The 26,689-nt window shown below is 54.1% G+C and carries 24 protein-coding genes and 2 tRNA genes; 5 read left to right on the top strand and 21 right to left on the bottom strand.

Annotated features, from left to right (window positions below; genetic code table 11):
* Positions 1-13: 13 nt before the first annotated feature.
* The 11 genes from IM314_RS11815 to IM314_RS11765 form a co-directional block, all read right to left on the bottom strand.
* On the bottom strand, positions 14-1,909 hold the full coding sequence (locus tag IM314_RS11815) for a DEAD/DEAH family ATP-dependent RNA helicase (RefSeq protein ID WP_041907893.1): 1,896 nt from the start codon (positions 1,907-1,909) through the stop codon (positions 14-16).
* Positions 1,902-1,982 (bottom strand): protein YrbN, encoded by an 81-nt coding sequence (yrbN, locus tag IM314_RS22130; RefSeq protein WP_100122156.1) that lies wholly within the window; start codon positions 1,980-1,982, stop codon positions 1,902-1,904. Before yrbN ends, IM314_RS11815 begins: the two co-directional genes overlap by 8 nt.
* Before the next feature lie 107 nt (positions 1,983-2,089).
* Complete coding sequence (gene nlpI, locus IM314_RS11805) at positions 2,090-2,974, bottom strand: lipoprotein NlpI (protein WP_028014546.1); 885 nt, start codon at positions 2,972-2,974, stop codon at positions 2,090-2,092.
* A gap of 108 nt (positions 2,975-3,082) precedes the next feature.
* Positions 3,083-5,221, bottom strand: coding sequence for a polyribonucleotide nucleotidyltransferase (gene pnp, locus IM314_RS11800; protein ID WP_059354213.1), 2,139 nt, complete (start codon positions 5,219-5,221; stop codon positions 3,083-3,085).
* Positions 5,222-5,463: 242 nt separating this feature from the next.
* Positions 5,464-5,733 (bottom strand): 30S ribosomal protein S15, encoded by a 270-nt coding sequence (gene rpsO, locus IM314_RS11795; RefSeq protein WP_003861789.1) that lies wholly within the window; start codon positions 5,731-5,733, stop codon positions 5,464-5,466.
* Between the two features lie 154 nt (positions 5,734-5,887).
* Positions 5,888-6,838, bottom strand: a complete 951-nt coding sequence (gene truB / locus IM314_RS11790) for a tRNA pseudouridine(55) synthase TruB (RefSeq protein ID WP_049137015.1) — start codon at positions 6,836-6,838, stop codon at positions 5,888-5,890.
* A complete protein-coding gene (gene rbfA / locus IM314_RS11785) occupies positions 6,838-7,242 on the bottom strand; it encodes a 30S ribosome-binding factor RbfA (protein WP_041907887.1) in 405 nt (134 codons plus the stop codon). Before rbfA ends, truB begins: the two co-directional genes overlap by 1 nt.
* A 101-nt stretch (positions 7,243-7,343) precedes the next feature.
* On the bottom strand, positions 7,344-10,031 hold the full coding sequence (infB, locus tag IM314_RS11780; RefSeq protein WP_041907885.1) for a translation initiation factor IF-2: 2,688 nt from the start codon (positions 10,029-10,031) through the stop codon (positions 7,344-7,346).
* A 24-nt stretch (positions 10,032-10,055) separates the two neighbouring features.
* On the bottom strand, positions 10,056-11,558 hold the full coding sequence (gene nusA / locus IM314_RS11775) for a transcription termination factor NusA (RefSeq protein ID WP_014885374.1): 1,503 nt from the start codon (positions 11,556-11,558) through the stop codon (positions 10,056-10,058).
* A 28-nt stretch (positions 11,559-11,586) separates the two neighbouring features.
* Positions 11,587-12,039 (bottom strand): ribosome maturation factor RimP, encoded by a 453-nt coding sequence (gene rimP / locus IM314_RS11770; protein WP_014833432.1) that lies wholly within the window; start codon positions 12,037-12,039, stop codon positions 11,587-11,589.
* Positions 12,040-12,246: 207 nt separating this feature from the next.
* Positions 12,247-12,323, bottom strand: a tRNA-Met gene (locus IM314_RS11765).
* 287 nt (positions 12,324-12,610) lie between these two features.
* Here IM314_RS11765 and argG point away from each other — a divergent pair.
* Complete coding sequence (gene argG / locus IM314_RS11760) at positions 12,611-13,957, top strand: argininosuccinate synthase (protein ID WP_028014551.1); 1,347 nt, start codon at positions 12,611-12,613, stop codon at positions 13,955-13,957.
* A 179-nt stretch (positions 13,958-14,136) separates the two neighbouring features.
* Here the strand turns inward: argG and IM314_RS11755 are convergent.
* The 6 genes from IM314_RS11755 to rlmE all read right to left on the bottom strand — a co-directional run bounded on the left by IM314_RS11755 (position 14,137) and on the right by rlmE (position 19,729).
* A tRNA-Leu gene (locus tag IM314_RS11755) sits at positions 14,137-14,223 on the bottom strand.
* Between the two features lie 9 nt (positions 14,224-14,232).
* Complete coding sequence (gene secG, locus IM314_RS11750) at positions 14,233-14,565, bottom strand: preprotein translocase subunit SecG (protein WP_003861803.1); 333 nt, start codon at positions 14,563-14,565, stop codon at positions 14,233-14,235.
* Between the two features lie 223 nt (positions 14,566-14,788).
* A complete protein-coding gene (gene glmM, locus IM314_RS11745) occupies positions 14,789-16,126 on the bottom strand; it encodes a phosphoglucosamine mutase (protein ID WP_041907881.1) in 1,338 nt (445 codons plus the stop codon).
* Positions 16,119-16,967, bottom strand: a complete 849-nt coding sequence (gene folP / locus IM314_RS11740) for a dihydropteroate synthase (protein ID WP_045630725.1) — start codon at positions 16,965-16,967, stop codon at positions 16,119-16,121. Before folP ends, glmM begins: the two co-directional genes overlap by 8 nt.
* A gap of 98 nt (positions 16,968-17,065) precedes the next feature.
* A complete protein-coding gene (gene ftsH, locus IM314_RS11735; protein ID WP_013098921.1) occupies positions 17,066-19,000 on the bottom strand; it encodes an ATP-dependent zinc metalloprotease FtsH in 1,935 nt (644 codons plus the stop codon).
* 102 nt (positions 19,001-19,102) lie between these two features.
* Complete coding sequence (gene rlmE / locus IM314_RS11730) at positions 19,103-19,729, bottom strand: 23S rRNA (uridine(2552)-2'-O)-methyltransferase RlmE (RefSeq protein ID WP_003861812.1); 627 nt, start codon at positions 19,727-19,729, stop codon at positions 19,103-19,105.
* 127 nt (positions 19,730-19,856) lie between these two features.
* On the opposite strand from rlmE, the gene yhbY reads away from it, so the two are divergent.
* Positions 19,857-20,150 carry a ribosome assembly RNA-binding protein YhbY gene (yhbY, locus tag IM314_RS11725; protein WP_003861814.1) on the top strand — a complete coding sequence of 98 codons (294 nt, stop codon included), beginning with the start codon at positions 19,857-19,859 and terminating at the stop codon, positions 20,148-20,150.
* A 152-nt stretch (positions 20,151-20,302) separates the two neighbouring features.
* On the opposite strand, the gene greA is transcribed toward yhbY, so the two are convergent.
* Entirely contained in the window at positions 20,303-20,779 is a 477-nt protein-coding gene (gene greA, locus IM314_RS11720; RefSeq protein WP_006812122.1) for a transcription elongation factor GreA, read from the bottom strand.
* A 228-nt stretch (positions 20,780-21,007) separates the two neighbouring features.
* Here greA and dacB point away from each other — a divergent pair, with 228 nt between their 5' ends.
* The 3 genes from dacB to pmrB are packed head-to-tail and all read left to right on the top strand — an operon-like array spanning position 21,008 to position 24,146.
* Positions 21,008-22,441 (top strand): serine-type D-Ala-D-Ala carboxypeptidase, encoded by a 1,434-nt coding sequence (gene dacB / locus IM314_RS11715; RefSeq protein WP_028014554.1) that lies wholly within the window; start codon positions 21,008-21,010, stop codon positions 22,439-22,441.
* 2 nt (positions 22,442-22,443) lie between these two features.
* Positions 22,444-23,106: a two-component system response regulator PmrA gene (gene pmrA / locus IM314_RS11710; RefSeq protein WP_028014555.1), complete on the top strand. Its 663-nt coding sequence runs from the start codon at positions 22,444-22,446 to the stop codon at positions 23,104-23,106.
* On the top strand, positions 23,103-24,146 hold the full coding sequence (pmrB, locus tag IM314_RS11705) for a two-component system sensor histidine kinase PmrB (RefSeq protein ID WP_041907874.1): 1,044 nt from the start codon (positions 23,103-23,105) through the stop codon (positions 24,144-24,146). The genes pmrA and pmrB overlap by 4 nt, the downstream gene beginning before the upstream one ends.
* A 33-nt stretch (positions 24,147-24,179) precedes the next feature.
* On the opposite strand, the gene cgtA is transcribed toward pmrB, so the two are convergent.
* The 3 genes from cgtA to rpmA form a co-directional block, all read right to left on the bottom strand.
* Positions 24,180-25,352, bottom strand: coding sequence for an Obg family GTPase CgtA (gene cgtA, locus IM314_RS11700; RefSeq protein ID WP_014885381.1), 1,173 nt, complete (start codon positions 25,350-25,352; stop codon positions 24,180-24,182).
* 15 nt (positions 25,353-25,367) lie between these two features.
* Positions 25,368-26,333, bottom strand: coding sequence for a DMT family transporter (locus IM314_RS11695; protein WP_028014557.1), 966 nt, complete (start codon positions 26,331-26,333; stop codon positions 25,368-25,370).
* Positions 26,334-26,428: 95 nt separating this feature from the next.
* Positions 26,429-26,686: a 50S ribosomal protein L27 gene (gene rpmA, locus IM314_RS11690; protein ID WP_004385076.1), complete on the bottom strand. Its 258-nt coding sequence runs from the start codon at positions 26,684-26,686 to the stop codon at positions 26,429-26,431.
* Positions 26,687-26,689: the final 3 nt, after the last annotated feature.

The following is a 26,689-nucleotide window of genomic DNA, read 5'->3' as shown; positions in this document are numbered from 1 at the left end:
AGAAGCGAAAGGCTTACGCGTCACCGAAACGACGACGGCTGGTGCCTTCTTCACGACGTGGGCCACGGCTTTCGCGGCGCTCGCCGGAGAAACGACGACCTTCACCACCGCGACCTTCACTGCGACCGCCTTCACGACGCTCGCCGCCGAAACCGCGACCACCGCCACGACGTTCGCCACCGCGGTCAGGACGTGGCTGTGCATCGCCCAGCAGCTGCATGTTCATCGGCTTGTTCAGGATGCGGGTGCGAGTAAAGTGCTGCAGTACTTCGCCCGGCATGCCTTTTGGCAGTTCGATGGTAGAGTGGGATGCAAACAGCTTGATATTACCAATGTAACGGCTGCTGATGTCGCCTTCGTTAGCAATCGCGCCAACGATGTGACGAACTTCAACACCATCATCACGGCCCACTTCAATGCGGTACAGTTCCATATCGCCTGCGTCACGACGTTCACGACGTGGGCGGTCTTCACCACCACGCTCTGGACGATCGCCGCGTGGACCACGGTCGTTACGGTCGCCACGACGTTCGAAACGATCGTCACGGTCACGGAATTCACGCTTAGGACGCATTGGCGCATCAGGTGGCACGATCAGGCTACGTTCGCCCTGAGCCATTTTCAGCAGTGCTGCAGCCAGGGTTTCCATATCCAGCTCTTCGCCTTCAGCGACAGGCTGAATCTGCGACAGCAGCGCACGGTACTGATCCAGATCGCTGCTTTCCAGCTGCTGCTGTACTTTCGCGGCGAATTTTTCCAGACGGCGTTTGCCCAGCAGATCTGCGTTTGGCAGGTCAGCTTCTGGAATGGTCAGCTTCATGGTGCGTTCAATGTTACGCAGCAGACGACGCTCGCGGTTCTCAACGAACAGCAGCGCACGGCCCGCACGACCCGCACGACCGGTACGACCGATACGGTGAACGTAAGACTCGGAGTCCATTGGGATGTCGTAGTTTACAACCAGGCTGATACGCTCAACGTCCAGACCACGTGCTGCCACGTCGGTTGCAATCAGGATATCCAGGCGACCATCTTTCAGACGCTCCAGAGTCTGCTCACGCAGGGCCTGGTTCATGTCGCCGTTCAGCGCTGCGCTGTTGTAGCCGTTACGCTCCAGCGCTTCAGCCACTTCCAGGGTCGCATTTTTGGTACGCACGAAGATAATCGCCGCATCAAAATCTTCCGCTTCCAGGAAACGGACCAGCGCTTCGTTTTTGCGCATGCCGTACACGGACCAGTAGCTCTGGCTGATGTCCGGGCGAGTGGTCACGCTGGACTGAATACGCACTTCCTGCGGCTCTTTCATGAAGCGGCGGGTAATGCGACGGATCGCTTCTGGCATGGTTGCAGAGAACAGAGCGGTCTGGTGACCTTCCGGGATCTGGGCCATGATGGTTTCTACGTCTTCGATGAAGCCCATACGCAGCATTTCATCTGCTTCATCCAGTACCAGGCCGCTCAGTTTAGAGAGGTCCAGAGTACCGCGCTTCAGGTGATCCAGCAGACGGCCTGGCGTACCGACGACAATCTGTGGGCCCTGGCGCAGGGCGCGTAACTGCACGTCATAACGCTGGCCGCCGTAAAGGGCTACCACGTTTACGCCGCGCATATGTTTAGAGAATTCCGTCATTGCTTCAGCAACCTGAACAGCCAGTTCACGAGTTGGAGCCAAGACGAGGATCTGCGGTGCACGCAGGTCCGGATCGATGTTGTTCAGCAGCGGCAGCGAGAACGCTGCAGTTTTACCGCTACCAGTCTGGGCCATGCCCAGCACGTCACGACCAGAAAGCAGATGCGGGATACATTCTGCCTGGATCGGAGATGGTTTTTCGTAACCCAGATCGTTAAGGGCTTCAAGGATAGGAGCCTTCAGGCCCAGATCTGCAAAAGTGGTTTCGAATTCAGCCATGTAGTACGAGTGCCTCAATGTCAATGGCGGCCAGTCTACTTAGCTCATCGTGAAAATGATTAGCAATTTTCATTGAAAAGTGTGAACCGGCTCAAAGTAGGTGTATTGACGAACAACAACGCCCTCACCAGTGAAGGTGATGGCAATCAAAAGATTACGGGCTGATGTTTATGTCGTCAGCTATTGCTGGTCCGATTCTGCCAGGTCGTCTTGCTCCTGGCCCAAGAGCGATAATTCCAACAATGCATAACGGTGCTCAACGAAGTTATGTACGTTGTTAGCAACCGCTAATTTGAACAGTGCCGTAGCGCTGTCCATATCCCCCAGACTTAGGTAGTACTTACCTAAATAGAAGTTGGTTTCACTGAGATGCTCAGCGAGCGAGGTGTTATCCGTTGCGTCCGCCTTGAGGCGTTCCATCAGCGTTGCTTCGCTAATGTTGCCCAGGTAGAACTCGACAATGTTCCATCCCCACTGTTCCTTATCCGATTTCTCGAAGCGCTGTTGTAGTGCTTCTTTTGCCTGCTTCTCATCGAGCTTCCGCTCAACAATGTAAAGCCACAGGCTACGGAAAGGATCATTAGGATCGTCTTGATAAAACGCCAGCAGATCATCTTGCGCTAACTTATCACGACCGCCGTAATACAATGCGATACCGCGATTCAAGTGCGCGTAGTTGTAAGTTGGATCAAGCTCAAGTACAGAATCAAACGCTTCATAGGCAGCATCAAAATTGCCTGCCTGCGTTAAATAAATGCCTAAGTAATTGAATACTTCAGGCATATCAGGTCGGATAGCCAGCGCTTGTGAAAAATCATTTCGCGCTAATGCCCTCAGACCGAGACTATCATACAACACTCCGCGCTCATATAAAAGCTGTGCGCGTTCGTCATCGGTTAAAGCCCGACTGGCAAGTATTTGTTCCATGCGTGCCAGAATCACTTCCTGCTGCAAAGTCGGTTGCAATGGCACTGCGAGGACTTCGCTCTTACGCCAGGCAGAGTTGCTGCATCCTGCCAGCGTTAAAGCTGTCGCAACGAAACACCAGCGCAAAAAAGGCTTCATTTCCCACTCCCGAAGACAACTATTGGATGAACGTCCTGTCCCCCGGCGGCTTAACAAGGCGTCCTGCCTGATAACAGGCCCTCCGCAAAGCGGAGGGCAAATGGCAACTTACTCGCCTTGCTGTTCAGCAGCCGGAGCTTCCGGTGCCGCAGCAGGTTGAGACTGCTCGGTTGCTTCTTTAATGCTCAGACGGATACGGCCCTGACGGTCAACTTCCAGAACCTTAACCGGCACTTCCTGACCCATCTGCAGGTAATCGGTCACTTTCTCAACGCGCTTGTCAGCGATCTGAGAGATGTGAACCAGACCTTCTTTACCGCCGCCGATGGCAACGAATGCGCCAAAGTCAACGATACGGGTCACTTTACCTGCATAGATACGGCCCACTTCGATTTCAGCAGTGATTTCTTCGATGCGACGGATAGCGAATTTCGCTTTCTCGCCGTCGGTTGCTGCGATCTTCACAGTACCGTCATCTTCGATTTCGATGGTGGTGCCGGTCTCTTCGGTCAGCGCGCGGATAACAGAACCGCCCTTACCGATAACATCTTTGATCTTGTCTGGATTGATCTTGATGGTGTGAATACGCGGAGCGAATTCAGAGATATCACCGCGTGGCGCGTTGATAGCCTGTTCCATCACGCCCAGGATGTGCAGACGCGCACCTTTAGCCTGGTTCAGAGCAACCTGCATGATCTCTTTGGTGATACCTTCAATTTTGATATCCATCTGCAGGGCAGAGATACCGTCGCGGGAACCCGCTACTTTGAAGTCCATATCGCCCAGGTGGTCTTCGTCACCCAGAATGTCAGACAGAACAACGAAGTTGTCGCCTTCTTTCACCAGACCCATTGCGATACCCGCAACGGCGGCTTTGATCGGCACGCCCGCATCCATCAGCGCCAGAGAGGCACCACATACGGAAGCCATGGAAGAAGAACCGTTGGATTCGGTGATTTCAGAAACCACACGAACGGTGTACGGGAATTTGTCAGCTTCCGGCATCACTGCCAGCACGCCACGCTTCGCCAGACGACCGTGACCAATTTCACGACGCTTCGGTGAGCCAACCATACCGGTTTCGCCCACAGAGTACGGAGGGAAGTTGTAGTGGAACAGGAAGTTGTCAGTACGCTCGCCCATCAGTTCATCGATGATCTGCGCGTCACGTGCGGTACCCAGGGTTGCGGTAACCAGCGCCTGCGTTTCACCACGGGTGAACAGCGCAGAACCGTGAGTACGCGGCAGTACGCCCGTGCGTACGTCCAGACCACGAATCATGTCTTTTTCACGGCCATCGATACGCGGCTCGCCTGCCAGTACGCGGCTACGAACAACGTTTTTCTCGATAGCGTGCAGAATTTCGCCAATTTCGTTAGCGTCCAGCGTTTCGTCTTCGGCAACCAGGGTCGCGGTTACTTCAGATTTGATCGCGTCAACCTGAGCGTAACGCTCCTGTTTGTCGGTGATGCGGTAAGCGTCGCTCAGACGAGATTCTGCCAGTGCCGCAACGCGTGCGTTCAGCGCGTCGTTTGCTGCTTCTGGCTGCCAGTCCCAACGTGGCTTACCGGCTTCTTTCACCAGGTCGTTGATGTTCTGGATAACAATCTGCTGCTGCTCGTGACCGAACACCACAGCGCCCAGCATCTGGTCTTCGCTCAGCAGTTCAGCTTCGGATTCAACCATCAGCACAGCCGCTTCAGTACCGGCAACAACCAGGTCCAGCTTACTTTCTTTCAGCTCTTCCTGTGTTGGGTTCAGCACGTACTGGTCGTTGATGTAACCGACGCGCGCGGCACCGATTGGGCCATTGAATGGAATACCAGACAGTGACAGGGCAGCGGAGGCACCGATCATCGCAACGATGTCCGGGTTAACCTGTGGGTTAACGGAAACAACGGTCGCAATAACCTGCACTTCGTTAACGAAGCCTTCCGGGAACAGCGGACGAACCGGGCGGTCAATCAGACGCGCGATCAGGGTTTCGCCTTCGCTTGGACGGCCTTCACGACGGAAGAAGCCACCCGGGATTTTGCCGGCAGCGTAGGTACGCTCCTGGTAGTTAACGGTCAGCGGGAAGAAGTCCTGACCTGGTTTAGCTTTTTTCTGGCCCACAACGGTCACGAATACCGCGGTGTCATCCATGCTTACCATAACGGCAGCAGTCGCCTGGCGTGCCATCATGCCGGTTTCCAGCGTGACGGTATGTTGACCATACTGGAATTTACGAACGATCGGATTCAGCAAAATTCTATCCTTTCTTAAATGTATGACAGCACACCGCCGGCGTGCTGTCGATTTAACCCGACCTTCTTCGCATCCTCGCGACTAATGACAACCGACACCCCCATGGGTGAAGCCTCTCATTAGCCGCGCGAACCTCTGCAATGAAGATCATTTATAGCAACAATACAATAGTTTCCATTGAATTGCTGCCGTCTGGTTGAAAAAAGGGGCCATCAGGCCCCCTTTTCTGAAACTCGCAAGACTTAGCGACGCAGACCCAGACGCTCGATCAGCGCGGTGTAGCGTGCAACATCTTTACGCTTCAGGTAGTCGAGCAGTTTACGACGCTGAGAAACCATGCGCAGCAGACCACGACGGCTGTGGTGATCTTTTTTGTGCTCTGCAAAGTGACCCTGCAGGTGGTTAATCTGTGCAGTCAGCAGTGCAACCTGAACTTCGGTAGAACCGCTGTCGTTAGTACCACGACCAAACTCAGAAACGATTTTAGCTTTAGCTTCAACGCTTAGAGACATTTTCAAACTCCAAAGTATAAAAAATGTAAGGGTGCCGATCTCTAATTCAGCGACCCCATGTACGCCCCGCAGATTGTTAAACAATTTACCGGGCGTTAAGCGGCGATATTCTACTCGTCTCCCCTGCTTATCGCAAGGTGAGGCGTAATCACCGTCACGCGTCGACCGGATATTCGACGACCAGACGACGCGGCGCAACGCGCCCTTCACCGTCCATTTCGCCCATACCGATGAATTTCCCTTCGTCACCTTCCGTCACGCGTACCAGTCCATCCAGCGGCGCATCCGTCGTACGAACCGGGTTTCCGTTCTTAAAGTAAACGGACGATGTTAAAGGAAGATTAACGATCGGGAAGTCCGCTGCCGGACTGTCCATTGGCATCAGCAGTGGATCCAGCAAATCTGCTGGTTCCACTCCCTGCGCTTGTGCCTGCTCAGCCAGCGCGCGCAGCTGCTCAAGCGTCACCATGCGTTCCACCGGATATTTACTGACCGCCAGACGACGCAGATAAATCACATGCGCACCGCAGCCCAGCTTTTCACCCAGGTCGTCGATGATGGTGCGAATATAGGTCCCCTTCGAACAGTGGACTTCCAGCTCCAGCTCGTCACCTTCGTGGCGAATGAACAGCAGCTCATACACGGTTATCGGACGCGCTTCGCGCGGGACGTCAATTCCCTGGCGCGCATATTCGTAAAGCTTTTTGCCCTGATATTTCAGCGCCGAATACATCGACGGCACCTGCATCGTGTCCCCGCGGAAGCTCTCCAGCACCGCATCAAGCTGTTCGGCGCTGAAGGTCACCGGGCGCTCTTCCACCACCTGACCATCCGCGTCGGAGGTATCCGTACGCTGGCCCAGCTTAGCGATAACGCGGTAGCGTTTATCGGAATCGAGCAGGTACTGGGAAAACTTTGTTGCTTCACCCAGGCAAATCGGCAGCATGCCGGTCGCCAGCGGATCCAGCGCGCCGGTGTGGCCCGCACGGTTAGCGTTATAAATACGCTTCACTTTTTGCAGCACGTCGTTGCTGGATGCACCCTGCGGTTTATCCAGCAGCAGCACGCCATGCACGTCGCGACCGCGACGACGAGGACGACTCATCAGTCCTCCTTGCTGTCGTCCGTCGGGTTAACACGACGTTCGTCGTCATGTTTCACCACGCTGGTCACCAGGTTGGACATGCGCATACCTTCGACCAGCGAGTTGTCGTAGAAGAAGGTCAGCTCGGGAACAATACGCAGGCGCATCGCTTTGCCGAGCAGAGAGCGGATGAAACCAGAGGCTTCCTGCAGTGCTTTAATGCCGTTTTTAACCGCCGCTTCGTCCTGATCGTTCAGGAAGGTCACGAACACTTTGGCATAGGCCAGATCACGAGACATTTCCACGCCAGAGACGGTGGTCATCATACCGATACGCGGGTCTTTGATTTCGCGTTGCAGGATAAGCGCAATCTCTTTCTGCATCTCCTGCGCCACGCGCTGTGGGCGACCAAATTCTTTCGCCATAATAAATTCTCCAGACAAAAAAGGGGCTAAAAGCCCCTTTTAAAATTATTGCCGGGTGGCACGAGGCGATCCCGGCCTACATATGGACTTATCCCTAAGGATTAGTCGATGCTGCGTTGGATCTCGATGATTTCGAACACTTCGATCATATCGCCAACGCGAACGTCGTTGTAGTTCTTAACGCCGATACCACATTCCATGCCGTTACGGACTTCGTTAACGTCATCTTTGAAGCGGCGCAGGGATTCCAGCTCGCCTTCGTAGATAACCACGTTGTCACGCAGTACGCGGATTGGGTTGTGACGCTTGATGGTACCTTCGGTAACCATACAGCCCGCGATCGCACCGAATTTCGGTGATTTGAACACGTCACGCACTTCAGCCAGACCGATGATCTGCTGTTTCAGCTCAGGAGACAGCATACCGCTCATCGCGGCTTTCACTTCGTCGATCAGGTTATAGATGACGGAGTAGTAGCGCAGATCCAGGCTTTCCGCTTCGATCACGCGGCGAGCAGATGCATCAGCACGCACGTTGAAGCCAACCAGGATAGCGTTGGATGCCGCAGCCAGGGTTGCGTCGGTTTCGGTGATACCACCTACGCCAGAACCGATGATCTTCACTTTCACTTCGTCGGTAGACAGTTTCAGCAAGGAGTCGGAGATCGCTTCCACAGAACCCTGAACGTCCGCTTTCAGAACGACGTTCACTTCGTGAACTTCGCCTTCAGCCATGTTCGCAAACATGTTCTCAAGTTTAGATTTCTGCTGACGCGCCAGCTTAACTTCACGGAATTTGCCCTGACGATACAGTGCCACTTCACGCGCTTTCTTCTCGTCACGTACAACGGTCACTTCATCACCGGCAGCCGGAACACCGGACAGACCCAGGATTTCCACTGGAATGGACGGACCTGCTTCCAGCACTTCCTGACCCAGTTCGTTACGCATCGCACGAACGCGACCGTATTCGAAGCCACACAGAACGATGTCGCCCTTGTTCAGCGTACCTTCGCGAACCAGAACCGTTGCAACCGGACCACGACCTTTATCCAGGAAGGATTCGATTACCGCACCGCTCGCCATACCTTTACGAACGGCTTTCAGCTCCAGAACTTCGGCCTGAAGCAGGATAGCGTTCAGCAGGTCGTCGATACCAGTACCCGCTTTTGCAGATACAGGGATGAACTGCGCTTCGCCGCCCCACTCTTCCGGCATAACGCCGTATTGAGACAGTTCGTTCTTCACGCGGTCCAGATCGGCTTCTGGCTTATCGATTTTGTTGACCGCAACAACCAGAGGCACCTGCGCCGCTTTCGCGTGCTGGATAGCTTCAATGGTCTGTGGCATAACGCCATCGTCTGCTGCAACAACCAGTACAACGATATCCGTAGCCTGAGCACCACGAGCACGCATTGAGGTGAACGCTGCGTGGCCTGGGGTATCCAGGAAGGTGATCATGCCGTTTTCGGTTTCTACGTGGTAAGCACCGATGTGCTGGGTAATACCACCCGCTTCGCCGGAGGCAACTTTCGTAGAACGAATGTAGTCGAGCAGAGAGGTTTTACCGTGGTCAACGTGACCCATGATGGTCACAACCGGTGCACGCGGTTCAGCCGCAGCGCCAGTGTCACGGTCGCTCATTACTGCTTCTTCCAGCTCGTTTTCACGACGCAGGATAACTTTGTGGCCCATCTCTTCGGCAACCAGCTGTGCGGTTTCCTGGTCGATAACCTGGTTGATGGTCGCCATTGCGCCCAGCTTCATCATCGCTTTGATGACCTGAGAGCCTTTAACCGCCATCTTGTTCGCCAGATCGCCAACGGTGATGGTTTCGCCAATCACGACGTCACGGTTAACCGCCTGAGCTGGCTTCTGGAAGCCCTGCTGCAGAGAAGAACCTTTACGCTTGCCGCCTTTACCACCGCGAACCGCTGCACGAGCTTCTTCGCGGTCAGCTTTAGATTCAGCGTGTTTGTTACCTTTCTTAGCCGGACGCGCGGCTTTTGCATTACGACCACGGCCACGGCCGCCTTCTACTTCACGGTCGTTATCATCTTCAGCCTGACGCGCATGCTGAGAAGTGGTCACGTGATAGTCGCTGGTGTCTTCAGTCGGTTCAGCGGTATTCACGCCATTCTTCTCGTTTTCTTCTGCCATACGGCGCGCTTCTTCAGCGACGCGGCGAGCTTCTTCTTCCAGCTTACGGCGGGCTTCTTCTTCCGCTTTACGCTTCAGCTCGGCAGCTTCATTTTCACGGCGGGCTTTTTCAGCCTGGGCGGTTTTGGTCATTTCGTCTGTCTGTTGATTGCTCACTTTGTCTTTTTCCGCAGCGTCACGCTTCACTTTATCACTGGCGTCGCGTTTCGCTTTTTCTGCGGCCTCACGTTCAGCTTTTAATTCTGCTTCACGTTTGGCGGCTGCTTCCGCCTCACGCTGAGCTTGTTCTTCCGCTTCACGCTGTGCCTGCTCTTCCGCGGCAAGGCGTTCTGCCTCTTGCGGATCACGTTTTACAAAGGTGCGCGTCTTGCGGACTTCAATTTGTACCGATTTGCTTTTGCCACCGGTACCAGGAATGTTTAACGTGCTGCGCGTTTTGCGCTGCAGCGTTAACTTGTCAGGCGTAGAACCGTGTTCGCGGTTCAGGTGCGTTAACAAGGTTTGTTTTTCTTGCGCGGTCACCGAGTCATCAGCGGACTTCGGGATCCCTGCATCAGCAAATTGCTGTACCAGGCGGTCCACGGAGGTCTGAATCTCAGCAGCCAGCGATTTTACAGTTACATCAGTCATGCTGTTCCTTCCTGCTACAGTTTATTACGCTTCGTCGCCGAACCAGCAAATATTACGTGCGGCCATGATGAGTTCGCCGGCTTTCTCGTCGGTTAAACCTTCGATATCGGCCAGGTCATCAACGCCTTGCTCAGCGAGATCTTCCAGCGTACAAACACCACGGGCAGCCAGCTTGAACGCAATCGCACGATCAAGACCTTCCAGATTCAGCAGGTCATCAGCCGGCTTCTTATCGCCAAGGCTTTCTTCCTGAGCCAGTGCCAGGGTGGTCAGTGCGTTTTTAGCGCGTTCACGCAGGGCTTCAACGGTTGGCTCATCCAGACCGTCAATTTCCAGCAGCTCTTTCATTGGCACATAGGCCAGTTCTTCCAACGTAGAGAAACCTTCTTCGACCAGAACAGTGGCGAAGTCTTCGTCAATGTCGAGGTATTTGGTGAAGGTATCGATCGCCGCATGGGCTTCAGCCTGATGCTTAGCCTGCAGGTCATCAACGGTCATGACGTTGAGTTCCCAGCCGCTCAGCTGTGACGCCAGGCGTACGTTCTGACCGTTACGGCCAATCGCCTGCGCCAGGTTGCCCGCTTCAACAGCGATATCCATGGTGTGTTTGTCTTCGTCAACAACGATAGACGCGACATCAGCCGGAGCCATTGCGTTGATCACGAACTGCGCCGGGTTGTCGTCCCACAGAACGATATCAATACGCTCGCCGCCCAGTTCGGTAGAAACCGCCTGAACGCGCGCGCCGCGCATACCGACGCAAGCACCGACCGGATCGATACGCTTGTCGTTGGTTTTCACCGCAATTTTCGCACGAGAGCCTGGATCGCGAGCTGCTGCTTTGATCTCAATAACTTCTTCGCCGATTTCCGGCACTTCGATGCGGAACAGTTCAACCAGCATTTCTGGTTTAGAACGGGTCACGAACAGCTGTGCACCACGCGCTTCAGGGCGCACGGCGTACAGAACACCACGAATACGGTCGCCCGGGCGGAAGTTTTCACGCGGCAGCATGTCTTCACGCAGGATCACGGCTTCAGCGTTGCCCGGCATCCCTTCGGATTTAATTTCCAGAGAGATGTTGTCACGGTTCACTTTCTTCACCACGCCAGTGATGATTTCGCCTTCCTGATCGCGGAACTGATCGACAACCAGCGCGCGCTCGGCTTCGCGCACTTTCTGCACGATAACCTGCTTAGCGGTCTGGGTGGTGATACGGTCGAAGGTCACAGATTCAATCTGATCTTCAACGTAGTCACCCACGTTCAGACTTTCGTCTTCAAAACGTGCCGCTTCCAGGGTGATCTCTTTGGTCGGCTGGGTCACTTCTTCAACGATTACCCAACGACGGAATGTATCGAAGTCACCGCTTTTACGATCGATTTCTACGCGAACATCGATCTCTTGTTCGTATTTTTTCTTGGTTGCTGTAGCCAGTGCACTTTCCAGCGCTTCGAAAATTTTCTCACGCGGCAGTGATTTCTCGTTGGAGACGGCTTCAACAACAGCCAAAATTTCTTTGTTCATCGCGGGCTTTTCACCTCAATCCAGACTGTTAAAAGTGGGGAACCAGGTTCGCCTTCTGGATATTACTCAGCGCGAACACTTCATCTTTGCCTTCGACTGTTACCGTGATCATTTCACCATCAACGGCTTTGATAATTCCCTGCCATTTACGGCGGTTCTGTACGGCCATACGCAGAACGAGAGCCACTTCTTCACCGGTAAAGCGCACATAGTGCTCGGCCGTGAACATCGGGCGATCCAGGCCAGGTGAGGAAACTTCCAGGTTGTACGCAACGGTAATCGGGTCTTCAACATCAAGAACCGCACTCACCTGGTGGCTGACATCAGCACAATCATCAACATTGATGCCATCTTCACTATCAATATAGATGCGCAGCGTCGATGTACGGCCGCGAACGAATTCGATGCCGACCAGTTCGTAGCCCAGTGCTTCGACCGGTGCAGTAATCATCTCTGTTAATTTTTGCTCTAATGTGGACAAGCCCACCCCCAAGACATAAAAAAAGGGCGTAAAGCCCAGTTATTCTGTAGTCAGATAACAAAAAACCCCGATAAATCGGGGCTTTAGATAACTGAACCCTATAGCCACAACTGTGGCCTGGAGCACTCTCCGAAAGAATTTTTTCAAATCCAGCTACGAAGGCTCTAAGTCTTCACAGTATATTTGAAAAAGAACTTTATGGGAAAGTGGTTGCGGGGGCCGGATTTGAACCGACGACCTTCGGGTTATGAGCCCGACGAGCTACCAGGCTGCTCCACCCCGCGCCTGAAACGTGGCAAATTCTACGCGTTTTGGACAGAATTTGCAAATAATGCTGGGATTTGGTACCGAAGACGGGACGTAAAATCGGCGTTTAGTATATTGATAGTTGACCCCACCTGTCAACCCAGCTTCCGCCAGAGAGAACAGACCAAATTTTTTACAAAAAACGCATGAGTCTCTTCCGGTCTTCGACAAAAGATGATTAAATGAATACTCACTTATTTTGCATAAAAATGCACAAGAGAGCGAAAGCGGTCTCTAATCAGTCAATCAAGCAGGGTTTTATTCTATGACGACGATTCTCAAGCATCTTCCGGTAGGACAACGTATTGGCATCGCTTTCTCAGGCGGCCTGGATACCAGCGCTGCACTGCTGTGGATGCGCCAGAAGGGAGCGGTTCCGTATGCATATACTGCGAACCTGGGTCAGCCGGATGAGGACGATTACGATGCTATTCCTCGTCGCGCTAAAGAGTATGGCGCAGAAAACGCGCGACTGATTGACTGCCGTAAGCAACTGGTTGCTGAAGGTATCGCCGCTATTCAGTGCGGTGCGTTCCATAACACCACGGGCGGCCTGACCTATTTCAACACCACCCCGCTGGGTCGTGCCGTCACCGGCACCATGCTGGTTGCCGCCATGAAAGAAGATGGCGTAAACATCTGGGGTGACGGCAGCACCTATAAAGGCAACGATATCGAACGTTTCTATCGTTATGGCCTGCTGACCAACGCGGAGCTGCAGATCTACAAGCCGTGGCTGGACACCGACTTCATCGACGAGCTGGGTGGTCGTCATGAAATGTCCGAGTTTATGATTGCCTGCGGCTTTGACTACAAAATGTCCGTTGAGAAAGCCTACTCTACCGACTCCAACATGCTGGGCGCGACGCACGAAGCGAAGGACCTGGAGTTCCTGAACTCCAGCGTGAAGATCGTTAACCCGATCATGGGCGTGAAGTTCTGGGACGAGAGCGTGAAGATCCCGGCAGAAGAAGTGACCGTTCGTTTCGAACGTGGTCATCCGGTTGCCCTGAACGGTAAGACCTTCTCTGACGACGTTGAACTGATGCTGGAAGCAAACCGCATCGGCGGCCGTCACGGTCTGGGCATGAGCGATCAGATTGAAAACCGTATCATCGAAGCGAAAAGCCGCGGCATCTATGAAGCTCCGGGGATGGCGCTGCTGCACATCGCTTACGAGCGTCTGCTGACCGGTATTCACAACGAAGACACCATCGAGCAGTATCACTCTCATGGTCGTCAACTGGGCAAACTGCTGTATCAGGGTCGCTGGTTCGATCCGCAGGCGCTGATGCTGCGTGACGCGCTGCAGCGTTGGGTAGCGAGCGCGATCACCGGTGAAGTGACGCTGGAACTGCGTCGTGGTAACGACTACTCTATTCTTAACACCGTGTCGGACAACCTGACCTATAAAGCCGAGCGTCTGACCATGGAAAAAGGTGAGTCTGTGTTTTCTCCGGACGACCGTATTGGTCAGTTGACCATGCGTAACCTGGACATCACCGATACCCGTGAGAAGCTGTTCAACTACGTTGAGAATGGTCTGCTCTCCGCGAATTCCGGTAACGGCCTGCCGCAGGTTGAAAACCTGGAGAATAGCGATAAGAAGTAATCGCTGATGTAACATGCAAAAGGCGCCCAATGGGCGCCTTTTTGTTTGGCTTTTGTAGGGCGGGTAAGCGCAGCGCCACCCGCCATTTTGCCCGGTGGCGCTGCGCTTACCGGGCCTACGAACGGCAAAAACTAAAGACGAAAAAAAAGACGCCTTTCGACGTCTTTCTTCTGGAATATTGGTACCGAGGATGGGACTCGAACCCACAAGCCCGTTAGGGCACTACCACCTCAAGGTAGCGTGTCTACCAATTCCACCACCTCGGTACGGAATACTTACTGCGGGATATCGCTGGTTGGCTTAGCCGGTGCAGCTGGCTGAGTCTGCTCAGTTTTGGCTGGCGCGCTCAGATTTTCCCACTCGCTTCCTTTGCTGGTCTTGTTGCTGTTGATATTGCCCAGCACCAGACTGATGATGAAGAACAGCGTAGCCAGAATCGCCGTCGTGCGGGTCATGAAGTTCGCAGAACCACTTGAACCGAACAGCGTACCGGAAGCGCCTGCTCCGAAGGAGGCTCCCATATCAGCGCCTTTACCTTGCTGCAGCATAATCAGCGCTACGAGAGCGATGGCTACAATAAGGAAAATAACTAAAAGAGCTTCGTACATAATCAACCTGTTCCTTGCGGATTTGCCGCATACCAATGCTTCGACCAATTAGCAGGATTTCTGTTTCCCACTGAAGCGGGTGTGAATACTAACCAAAGCGAATCACCTTCGCAAGGGCATTTTCGACGCATTGTATCAACTGCGGAAAAAAACAGCAAAAAGCCATTAATTGCTTAAAACAAAGGCGGCAAACGCCGCCTTTTTAAACATTTAGCATGCAAGATTATGCAGCTTTTACGGCATCCGCAATACGGTGCGCAAATTCGGTGACCTGCGCTTCGTCTTCGCCTTCCACCATCACGCGGATCAGTGGTTCGGTACCGGACTTACGCAGCAGCACGCGTCCACGGCTGCCCAGGGCCGCTTCAACCTCAGCCATCACCGCTTTCACGTTGTCATTTTCCAGCGGATCGCCTTTACCCGCAGTGAAACGCACGTTCACCAGGATCTGCGGGAACATTTTCATCCCGCTGCACAGATCGTGCAGGCTCATATGGTTGCGCGCCATCGCGGCAACCACCTGAAGCGCGGCAACAATGCCGTCACCGGTAGTGGTTTTGTCGAGCAGGATCACGTGGCCGGAGTTCTCAGCACCAATGCGCCAGCCCTTCTCCTGCAGCTTTTCCAGCACGTAGCGGTCGCCCACTTTCGCGCGAACAAACGGAATACCGAGCTGTTTCAGCGCCAGCTCCAGACCCATGTTGCTCATCAGCGTCCCAACCGCGCCGCCGCGCAGCTGACCCTGGCGCAGGCCTTCACGGGCAATGATGTAGAGGATCTGATCGCCGTCGACTTTATTACCTTCGTGGTCAACCATGATCACGCGGTCACCGTCGCCGTCCAGGGCAATACCCAGATCGGCTTTTTCCGCCAGCACGCGCGCCTGCAGGGCACGCACGTCCGTCGCCCCGACTTCTTCGTTAATATTCAGACCATCCGGCTCGCAGCCGATGGCGATCACTTTCGCACCCAGCTCGCGGAAGACATTCGGCGCGATGTGATAGGTCGCACCGTTCGCACAGTCCACCACAATTTTAAGATGCGCCAGGCTCAGCTCGTTCGGGAAGGTGCCTTTGCAGAATTCGATATAACGACCCGCCGCATCGACGATACGGTTCGCTTTACCCAGCTCGGCGGAATCAACACAGGTGATCTCTTTTTCCATTTCGGCTTCAATGGCCTCTTCCACTTCGTCCGGCAGCTTAGTGCCGTCAATGGAGAAGAACTTGATGCCGTTGTCGTAGAACGGGTTATGAGACGCCGAGATCACAATTCCCGCTTCCGCGCGGAAGGTGCGCGTAAGGTAGGCAACAGCAGGCGTTGGCATTGGGCCAGTAAAAGAGGCTGAAAGCCCTGCCGCTGCCAGACCCGCTTCCAACGCAGATTCCAGCATATAGCCCGAAATACGGGTATCTTTACCAATAATGATCTTACGTGAGCCATGACGCGCCAGCACCTTGCCGGCAGCCCAGCCGAGCTTCAGAACAAAATCAGGGGTAATTGGAGCATCGCCTACGCGCCCACGGATACCATCGGTACCAAAATACTTACGATTACTCATAGCGTTTGTTTTCCTTCGCTGCCAGTGTGGCTTCCACCACACGCATGGCTTCTACTGTTTCTTTGACGTCATGGACACGGATAATGTGCGCGCCTTGCATCGCCGCAATTACCGCGCAGGCCAGGCTGCCACTCAGGCGCTCGCTCGGTCCTACATTCAGCAATTGACCAATCATCGACTTTCTCGACATACCCACCAGCAGCGGCAGACCAAAGTGATGAAATTCCGATAAGCGCGCAAGCAACGCATAATTGTGTGAGAGATTTTTACCGAAACCGAACCCCGGGTCGAGCAGCAATTTCTCTTTTGCGATACCTGCACGCTCACAGCGTTCAATATGCTCAATAAAGAAGCGATTCACGTCGGCAAAGACATCATCATACTTCGGCGCTTCCTGCATGGTTTTCGGTTGCCCCTGCATGTGCATCAGGCATACCGGCAGGCCGGTTTCTGCAGCGGCCTCGATCGCACCCGGTTCGGTCAGCGAGCGGATATCATTGATAATGTGAGCGCCCACTCTCGCCACTTCACGGATCACTTCTGGTTTGGACGTGTCGACGGAGATCCACACCTCGAAACGTTGCGCGATTGCCTCAACCACCGGCACCACGCGCGCCAGCTCTTCTTCCACCGAAACATCTGCCGCGCCGGGACGCGTCGATTCACCGCCCACATCAATGATGGTGGCACCCGCGTTGATCATTAGATTTGCGTGCTTAACCGCGTCGATAAGCGTGTTATGCGTGCCGCCGTCAGAGAAGGAGTCAGGGGTAACATTCAGGATCCCCATCACGTGCGGATGTGAAAGATCGAGATGCGTGTCCTGGGCGAAGAGTTTCATGGTTAAATCCCTGGTTTTAGTATGGTTTAACGGAAAAGAAAAACCCCGGAGCAAGCTCCAGGGTTTGGGGTACAGACAAACGCTTCAACAGCAGTGACTTACTTGTCGCCCAACTGCTCTGACATGGTGTTGCCCGGGTTTGGCGTACGCGGTTCATCGACCGGACGAGGCGCGCGCGGGGTACCATTGTTGTCAGAATTGTTGGAAGCGCCTGGGTCTTCCCAGCCTGCTGGCGGACGCACTTCGCGGCGAGCCATCAGGTCGTCAATCTGCGGTGCATCGATGGTCTCATATTTCATGAGCGCATCTTTCATCGAATGCAGAATGTCCATATTGTCGTTCAGGATCTGACGCGCGCGACCGTAGTTACGTTCAATCAGCGCTTTCACTTCTTGGTCGATGATACGTGCCGTCTCATCGGACATATGTTTTGCTTTCGCCACGGAGCGGCCCAGGAATACTTCACCCTCTTCCTCTGCATACAGCAGCGGACCGAGTTTGTCGGAGAAGCCCCATTGAGTCACCATGTTACGCGCCAGGTTTGTCGCCACTTTAATGTCGTTCGACGCACCGGTAGAAACATGTTCCGGACCGTAGATGATCTCTTCTGCCAGACGACCGCCGTACAGGGTCGAAATCTGGCTTTCCAGCTTCTGACGGCTGGCGCTGATCGCGTCGCCCTCAGGCAGGAAGAAGGTCACACCCAGCGCACGGCCGCGCGGAATAATCGTTACCTTGTGTACCGGATCGTGTTCCGGCACCAGGCGACCGATAATCGCGTGACCCGCTTCGTGGTAAGCCGTGGACTCTTTCTGCGCTTCCGTCATCACCATGGAGCGACGTTCCGCACCCATCATGATTTTGTCTTTCGCTTTCTCGAACTCCACCATGGAGACCACGCGCTTGTTACCGCGAGCGGCAAACAGTGCAGCTTCGTTGACCAGGTTAGCCAGGTCCGCACCGGAGAAGCCCGGGGTACCGCGCGCAATGATTGCCGCGTCGATATCTGGCGCCAGCGGTACGCGACGCATGTGCACTTTCAGAATCTGTTCACGACCACGAACATCCGGCAGACCGACAACAACCTGACGGTCGAAACGGCCTGGACGCAGCAGCGCAGGGTCAAGTACGTCCGGACGGTTAGTCGCCGCGATAACGATAATACCTTCGTTACCTTCGAAGCCGTCCATCTCAACCAGCATTTGGTTCAGGGTCTGCTCACGCTCATCGTGACCACCGCCCAGGCCCGCGCCACGCTGGCGGCCTACGGCGTCGATTTCATCGATAAAGATGATGCACGGTGCTGCCTTCTTGGCCTGCTCGAACATGTCACGCACACGAGATGCACCGACACCCACGAACATTTCAACGAAGTCAGAACCTGAAATAGTAAAGAACGGCACCTTCGCTTCACCCGCGATGGCTTTCGCCAGCAGGGTTTTACCGGTACCCGGAGGGCCTACCATCAGGACGCCTTTCGGGATCTTACCGCCCAGTTTCTGGAAACGGCTCGGCTCGCGCAGGTATTCAACCAGTTCACCCACTTCTTCTTTTGCTTCGTCACAACCGGCGACGTCAGCAAACGTGGTCTTGATCTGGTCTTCCGTCAGCATACGCGCCTTGCTCTTACCGAACGACATGGCACCTTTGCCACCGCCGCCCTGCATCTGGCGCATAAAGAAGATCCAGACGCCGATAAGAAGTAGCATCGGGAACCAGGAAATGAAGATAGAAGCCAGCAGGCTTGGTTCTTCTGGCGGCTCGCCTACCACTTTGACGTTTTTGGTCAGAAGGTTATCAAGCAGCTTAGGATCGTTCACCGGGATGTAAGTCGTGTAACGGTTACTATCTTTCTTGGTAACGTTGATCTCACGTCCGTTGATACGCGCTTCGCGAACCTGGTCCTGATTGACCTCTTGCAGGAAGGTAGAATAATCCACCTTGCGGCCATTCGACTCGCTGGGCCCAAAGCTCTGGAATACTGACATCAGCACAACGGCAATGACCAGCCAGAGTATTAGGTTTTTCGCCATGTCACTCAAGGGATTAACCTCATATTACAACTGTGTTAAAAACAGCGTCAGGATACTCTATATCCAGTTTCATTCAAACTTTCGTCTGAAATCTCCCGGTTATCATTTTCGCCCGGTCGCTACAATATACACTTCACGGGAACGGGCCCGGGAAGAGTCCGGCTTACGAACTTTGACCTTCGCAAACAGGGAGCGAATTTCCTTAAGATACTCCTCGAAACCTTCGCCCTGAAACACCTTCACAACAAAACTACCACCAGGCGCTAGTACATCACGACACATTTCTAACGCTAGCTCCACCAGATACATGGCGCGGGGGATATCCACCGCCGGTGTTCCGCACATATTTGGTGCCATATCCGACATGACAACCTGGACCTTACTGTCACCAACACGATCAAGTAACGCTTTCAGCACTAATTCATCACGAAAGTCGCCCTGAAGGAAGTCGACACCAACGATGGGATCCATTGGTAAAAGATCGCACGCAATGATTCGGCCCGTTCCGCCGATCTGCGTTACCGCATACTGGGACCATCCGCCAGGTGCCGCACCGAGGTCGACAACCGTCATCCCCGGCTTAAAAAGTTTGTCACTTTGCTGTATTTCATCAAGTTTAAACCAGGCACGGGAACGTAACCCCTTTTTCTGTGCCTGTTGAACATATTTATCGCTAAAGTGTTCCTGAAGCCAGCGGCTGGAACTGGCAGAACGCTTTTTACCTGTCATTTAACATTTCCGTCCTGGTTCATCGTTGCTTGCCTGTGACGTAAATTTCTACGCAGCTATTTGGCGATATAAGGGAGATGGCGGTAGAATGAACCGTTTTCAATCCCAACGTAAGCAAAAATATACGATGAATCTGAGTACTAAACAAAAACAGCACCTTAAAGGTCTGGCACATCCGCTCAAGCCTGTAGTCATGCTTGGCAACAATGGTTTGACCGAAGGGGTGCTTGCCGAGATTGAACAAGCGCTGGAACACCACGAGCTGATCAAGGTGAAAATCGCCTCTGAAGACAGAGACACTAAAAACCTGATCGTGGAAGCCATCGTGCGCGAAACCGGCGCCTGTAATGTACAGGTCATCGGTAAAACGCTGGTGCTCTATCGCCCATCTAAAGAGCGTAAAATCTCGCTGCCACGCTAAGGATATCCTGAATCAATCACATTTTCTGTGTGAAACGAGGGATTTCTTTCAGCAGGCTCAGCAAAATGCCATGCTCCTTGAGTTGATAAAAGGCCGCTATGCGGCCTTTTTCTTTTCTTTACAATGTATCAACATCTTAGTAGAGAAGCGAATTACAGGTATTCAACCTTGATAATTTCGTATTCCACTTCACCGCCAGGGGTGCGGATGGTGACAACATCGTCCTGCTCTTTGCCAATCAGGCCGCGAGCAATGGGTGAGTTCACCGAAATCAGGTTCTGTTTGAAGTCTGCTTCATCATCGCCCACGATGCGATAGGTTTGCTCTTCATCGTTGTCGAGGTTCAGAACGCTGACGGTAGAACCAAAGATCACGCGACCGTTGTTAGGCATTTTGGTGATATCAATAACCTGTGCATTAGACAGTTTCGCTTCGATATCTTTAATGCGCCCTTCACAGAAACCCTGCTGCTCGCGCGCCGCATGGTATTCAGCATTCTCTTTCAGGTCGCCATGCTCACGGGCTTCCGCGATAGCGGCGATGATTTCAGGGCGACGCACGGATTTCAGGAAATCCAGCTCTTCGCGCAGTTTTTCGGCACCACGTAAGGTCATCGGAATAGCTTGCATTTGTTATACCTCTTAAACATTCCTGTTGGGAGCAGTGTTCCCTGCTCCTGCCCCCCGAAGCGGGCAAGAAGCAAAAAGAAAACCGACCCGGGAGCGACGCCCCAGGTCAGCAGCAATTTTTCAATTTGATACGCATTTTACCGCGAAGTTCACTATGGGTCATCGTTTACTTTGCAGTGCCATGCACCGTAGTATGACGGTTTGTTTTCGGGTTGTTAGCGCGAGATTATGCGATTTTCCAGTTTTATCATCGGATTGACTACCAGTATAACGTTCACCGCCCAGGCCGCGAATGTTGATGAGTACATTAATCAGCTCCCCGCAGGCGCGAACCTCGCCCTGATGGTGCAGAAGGTTGGCGCACAGGCTCCCGAGATTGACTATCATAGTCAACAGATGGCGCTGCCTGCCAGTACCCAGAAGGTGATCACTGCCCTCGCCGCCCTGCTCCAACTCGGGCCTGACTTCCGTTTTACCACCACGCTTGAAACCAAAGGTAACGTCGACGGTGGCGAACTGAAAGGCGATCTTATCGCCCGTTTCGGTGGCGATCCCACCTTTAAGCGCCAGGATATCCGCAACATGGTAGCGGTGTTGAAAAAATCCGGCGTGACAAAAATCGATGGCAACGTGCTGATCGATACCTCCATTTTTGCCAGCCACGATAAAGCACCAGGCTGGCCGTGGAACGACATGACGCAGTGCTTTAGCGCCCCGCCAGCCGCCGCGATTGTTGACCGCAACTGCTTTTCGATTTCCCTTTACAGCGCGCCCAAGCCAGATGATTTAGCGTTCATTCGCGTGGCATCTTACTATCCGGTGACCATGTTTAGCCAGGTGCGAACGCTGGCTAAAGGCTCCCCTGATGCCCAGTACTGCGAACTGGACGTGGTGCCTGGCGATCTTAACCGCTACACCCTCACCGGCTGCCTGACGCAGCGCGCCGATCCCCTGCCGCTGGCCTTCGCGATTCAGGATGGCGCAAGCTATGCGGGTGCGATTCTCAAGGATGAGCTGAAGCAGGCGGGAATAACCTACTCCGGCACGCTGCTACGCCAGACGCAGGTCAACCAGCCCGGAACGGTCATTGCCAGCAAACAGTCGCCACCGCTGCACGATTTGCTGCGAATTATGCTGAAAAAGTCTGACAACATGATTGCCGACACCGTGTTCCGCATGATTGGCCACGCGCGTTTCGGCGTGCCGGGAACCTGGCGCGCGGGCTCAGACGCTGTTCGTCAGATCCTGCGCCAGCAGGCGGGGATCGATCTGGGTAACACTATCGCCGTTGATGGTTCAGGATTATCGCGTCATAACCTGATTGCCCCGGCCACCATGATGCAGGTGCTTCAGTACATTGCACAACATGACACTGAGCTAAACTTTATCTCAATGCTGCCGCTTGCCGGACACGACGGTTCGCTGCAATACCGCGCCGGGCTTCACGCGGCAGGTGTGGATGGCAAAGTATCCGCGAAAACAGGTTCACTGCAGGGGGTGTATAACCTGGCAGGGTTCATCACGACCGCCAGCGGACAGCGCATGGCATTCGTGCAGTATCTTTCCGGCTATGCCGTCGAACCGACCGACCAGCGCAACCGCCGTATTCCACTGGTTCGCTTCGAAAGCAGGCTTTATAAAGACATCTACCAGAATAACTAGCGATGAAACTACTTATAGTTGAAGACGATCTGTTATTACAGGAAGGACTGGCTCTGGGACTCGCCAATGAAGGCTATGCCCTGGACTGTGCCGGCACCGCGGCAGAAGCAGATGCCCTGATCCAGAGCGGCGAATACAGCCTGGTGATCCTTGACCTGGGCTTGCCGGACAAAGACGGCGCGACGCTGCTTACCCAGTGGCGTCGCCGGGGCATCGCCAATCCGGTGTTAATCCTGACGGCACGCGACGCCATTGAAGATCGTATTACCGGCCTTGATGCTGGCGCCGATGATTACCTGGTGAAGCCCTTTGCGCTTGCAGAACTTCAGGCTCGGGTGCGAGCGTTAATACGCCGTTATCAGGGCCATAGTGATAACTTACTAACCGACGGGGACATTACCCTGAATCTGCAAACCCAGCAGGTATTGCGCCAGTCCCAGCCCGTTGAAGTCACTCCAAAAGAGTTCGCCTTGCTGACGCGTCTGATCATGCGCAGCGGACAAACGGTACACAGAGAAACCCTTCAGCAGGATATCTATTCCTGGCAGGACGATCCGGGGTCAAATACCCTGGAAGTCCACATCCACAACCTGCGTCGTAAGCTCGGCAAAGACCGGATTAAAACCGTCCGCGGCGTTGGCTACCGCCTGGAGAGCCAGAAATGAACAGCATGCGTCGGCGATTAATGGTGTTGCTGGCGGTCATTCTGTTATTTTTCCAGCTGATAAGCGTCATTTGGTTGTGGCACGAAAGCCGCGAGCAGATTGGCTTTCTGGTGAACGAAACGCTGTCGGCAAAATCGCGTAACAACCACGTCGAGAAAGAGATCCGCGAAGCGATTGCCTCGCTGCTGGTTCCTTCTCTGGTGATGGTTGGGTTTACGTTATTTTTCTCGTTCTGGGCGGTCACCTGGATAACCCGACCGCTGAACAAACTGCGCGTGAGCCTGGCTAACCGTTCGGCGGATAACCTAACCCCACTTCCTATGTATTCCGACATGGAAGAAATCGGCGCCGTTACCACCTCGCTCAATCAGCTACTCGCCAGGCTGGACAGTACCATTCAGCAGGAGCGTCTCTTCACGGCTGACGCCGCCCATGAACTGCGAACGCCTCTTGCCGGAATCAGGCTCCATCTGGAGCTCATGGCCCAGTCAGGCTCTACGCAGGCCACGACGCTCATCAGCCGTATTGACCAGCTAATGCACACCGTTGAGCAACTGCTGATGCTGGCCCGTGCAGGACAGGCAATGGCGAGCGGCCACTATGAAACCATCAACTGGACGGACACCATTATCACGCCTCTTGGTCTTGAGCATGAAGCCAAAGAGCATACGGTGATTTGGCCTGCTAAAAGCGCGCTCACTGTTCAGGGAGACGCGGTACTGCTGAGGCTGATGCTGCGCAACCTGCTGGAGAATGCCGGGCGCTACAGCCCGACAGGCACCACGATTACCGTGACGCTTACCGAGGTCGAAGGCGGTACGCAGCTCAGCGTTATCGATCAGGGGCCTGGTATTGACGAAGCGCATCGACAGTCGATCACGGAGCCGTTCCGTCGCCTCGATCAGCGTTACGGCGGCAGCGGCCTGGGCCTGAGTATCGTACAGCGCATCCTGCAGCTTCATCACGGTAAGCTGATGCTGGAGAATGGTGCTGAAGGCGGCCTGATAGCAAGCTGCTGGCTGCCCTCAACGCTGGAATGAAAAAAGCCCCCTGATGGGGGCTTTGGACAGATATTAGTGCTTGTAGATGAACTCGACGCCTTCTTCGTCGTCTTCATCCCAGTCATCGTCCCAGTCGTCTTCCTCTTCCGCTTCCAGCTCTTCGAGCTGCTGGCGGTGGTAGTCATCCCACATGAATTCGACTTTTTCTGGCTGTTTCGCTTCTTCAGCCTGAACGACAGGGTTCTCGATGATGAAGGTCATCACATCCCAGCAGAGATCTTTCACGCCAACCTGGCTTGCCGCGGAGATAAGGTAGTATTTATCTTCCCAGCCCATCGCTTCGGCAATCGCTTTGGCTTTCGCTTCGGCTTCTGCTTTATCCATCAGGTCGATCTTGTTGAAGACCAGCCAGCGTGGCTTACTCGCCAGTTTTTCGCTGTATTTTTCCAGCTCACCGATAATGATACGGGCGTTTTCAACCGGATCGGAACCGTCGATTGGATCGATGTCGATGAGGTGCAACAGTACGCGGCAACGCTCAAGGTGCTTCAGGAAGCGAATACCCAGGCCAGCCCCTTCCGCGGCGCCTTCAATCAGGCCCGGAATATCGGCGACCACAAAGCTCTTCTCGTTATCCATACGGACAACGCCGAGGCTTGGTACCAGCGTGGTAAACGGATAGTCCGCTACTTTTGGCTTGGCCGCAGAGACGGCGCGAATGAACGTCGATTTACCGGCGTTTGGCATACCCAGCATGCCCACGTCAGCCAGCAGCATCAGTTCAAGTTGCAGGTCGCGCTTATCACCCGGGGTACCCATCGTTTTCTGACGCGGGGTACGGTTAACGGAAGATTTGAAACGGCTGTTACCCAGACCGTGCCAGCCGCCTTTTGCGACCATCAGGCGCTGACCGTGTTTGGTCATATCGCCCATGGTTTCACCGGTGCCCTGATCGATAACGCGCGTACCAACCGGAACTTTAATGGTCACGTCTTTACCGCGTTTACCGGTACAGTCACGGCTCTGGCCGTTCTGTCCGCGTTCTGCGCGGAAGGATTTTTCAAAGCGGTAGTCGATCAGCGTGTTGAGGTTTTCATCCGCCTCCAGCCACACGTCACCACCATCGCCACCGTCACCGCCGTCAGGGCCGCCACGAGGAATATATTTTTCACGGCGGAAGCTTACACAACCGTTACCGCCATCACCTGCCACGACCAGAATCGTCGCTTCATCAACAAACTTCATTTTACTCTCCGTAACTCATTCGCCTGAGCGGGGGACTACTACGACCGCTTCATTTTTGCGCCAACGTCCCCAAAGACGATGACCAATGGCGGAATACATCGCGCCCGCAACCACGACAAACGCACCGAGATAGCCCAACAGGTTGAGCATCGGTCTGACGAAGACATCGGGCCAGGCCATTGATAACAAATCTGAAAATAACAGCGTAAACAGCGGGGTAAGCGTGATCAATGCGCTCACCTGTGCTGCCTGCCAGCGCGCCATCGCTTCCGCCAGCGCGCCATAACCGACCAGCGTGTTAAGCCCACAAAAAATGAGGCACGCCAGTTGCCAGTCGCTCAGCTGGGTAATGACGCCCGGCTTCGCTAACGGCAATAATGCCACTGTACACAAAGTGTACAGCAAAAAAAGGATCTGCTGTGAGGCCAGGCGACGCAATAACACCTTTTGCGCGACGCCATAGCTCACCCAGACCGTTGCTGCACCCACGCCGAAGATCACGCCCCAGGTGTAGTCCGTAAGCCGGGTAAAAATCTCGATCAGGCTGGTGTTGAAGAACATCACCAGGCCGCATAGCAGCATGCTTGCCCCGATAATCTGCGTCCCGCGCATCTTCTCTTTGAGGATGAACACGCTCGCGACCATCATGCCCACAGGCGAAAGCTGACCAATCACCTGAGACGCCGTAGGGCTCAAATACTGCAGGGAAGAGCTGAACAGGATAAAGTTACCGAACAGACCGCCCGTCGCAATGGCCAGTAACACCAGCCATCGAGGTTTGCGGAAGAGCCGTAGCGGTGGAAGCTTGCCTTTAACTGCAAGGATGGTCCCGAGACCAATGCTTGCCATCAGGAAGCGATAAAAGACCACCGTAGGCGGCTCCATCACTTCCAGTACCTGCTTCATTGCAATTGGCAGCGCACCCCAGCACATTGCGGTCGTGAGCGCCAAAAGAATACCAATGCCGGCCTGCTGCTTCATGCCCGTTTTCCCTACAGAAAATTTTCCGGGTTTCCAATGTAAAAAGCCCCGCAACACGTTGCGGGGCTTTAATCCGTTACCGGACCGAGAAAACCTTACTCAGCAACGATGCTGATGTATTTACGGTTGTTCGGGCCTTTAACTTCAAATTTCACTTTACCGTCTGCTTTAGCAAACAGAGTGTGGTCACGACCGCAACCTACGTTGTTGCCAGCGTGGAATTTGGTACCACGTTGACGAACGATGATGCTACCCGCCAGAACGGATTCGCCACCGAAACGCTTAACGCCCAGGCGTTTAGCTTCTGAATCGCGACCGTTACGTGTGGAGCCGCCAGCCTTTTTATGTGCCATTTA

It is taken from the genome of Enterobacter cloacae complex sp. P42RS (assembly GCF_014930595.1).
Classification (GTDB): Bacteria; Pseudomonadota; Gammaproteobacteria; order Enterobacterales; family Enterobacteriaceae; genus Enterobacter; species Enterobacter bugandensis.
Note: the sequence above shows the minus strand (reverse complement) of the source record. Positions and strands in the feature narration are given on the sequence as shown.